This window comes from Thermoflavimicrobium dichotomicum (genome assembly GCF_900114055.1).
Classification (GTDB): domain Bacteria; phylum Bacillota; class Bacilli; order Thermoactinomycetales; family Thermoactinomycetaceae; genus Thermoflavimicrobium; species Thermoflavimicrobium dichotomicum.
On record NZ_FORR01000075.1, the window covers coordinates 1 to 1,054 of the forward strand.

General features: G+C 48.4%; 1 protein-coding gene. It reads right to left on the reverse strand.

The annotated features are described in order from the left end of the window. A partial coding sequence (locus BMZ78_RS18440; protein WP_139203386.1) for a condensation domain-containing protein occupies positions 1-1,054 on the reverse strand: 1,054 nt, incomplete at both ends.

Here is a 1,054-nt window from a genome sequence, read left to right on the forward strand (position 1 = left end):
CGGAACAGCGGCGCCTGACTTAAGTCAAAGGGGCGGATGAATGCCTCGATCTGTTGCTCCACTTCTTCTTCCGTTGCTTCGATGAACGTCCATGGAACCTTTACTTGCGGATGGACCTTCTGCACCAGTTCTTCCTCAATCAGATGGAACGAAGTCCGAAGCGATTCATGCCGTTTGACCAAGCCTTCAACCGCTTGACGCAATCGCTCCACTTGCAGTGGACCTTTGACTTCCATCACCAGTGGCATATTGTAGTTGGTATTCGCTGCTCCCTGTTCCAATTGGTAAACGGCGTACATCCGTTTTTGCGCTGAGGATACAGGATACCATGCCTTCTCTTCCACGGGTTCAATGGTCGCATAGCGTTTTTCTTCCAATTTCTGAATACGTTCTGCCATTTCTTTCACTGTCGGATAAGCAAACAGATCCGCAATGGAGATTTCCACTCCCCATGATTGATGAATGCGAGATGCCAACTTCATCGCTTTGAGGGAGTGCCCACCTAACTCAAAGAAATGAGCATAAATGCCAACTCGCTCTACGCCCAGAATCTCTTGGAATAGTTGGCATAGTCCTTCTTCAATAGGATGGGAAGGGGCCACAAAATCCGCATCCAACGAATTACGCTCGGGTTTGGGCAATTCTCTCTTATTCACCTTGCCATGAACGGACTTTGGAAGCTGCTCCAATTCCATGAACACCTCAGGAATCATATAGAAGGGCAGGATTTCGCTTAAGTGCTGACGAAGCTCAGAAACGCTCCAATTTCCTTCTGATACGATATAAGCACAGAGAAATGCGTCTTCTCCTTCCACTCCTTTGTGCGCAACGACTGCTGCTTCTTTCACCGCAGGATGCTCCAGCAAGCGGGACTCGATCTCTCCCAGCTCAATTCGGAAACCACGAATCTTTACTTGCTCATCGATTCTTCCCAAGTACTCTATCGTTCCATCCGGTAACCAACGAGCCAAATCGCCCGTTCGATAGATGCGCTCACCGGGAACATACGGATTGGAGATAAATTTTTCTTTTGTTAACTCCGGCTGTTTCCAGT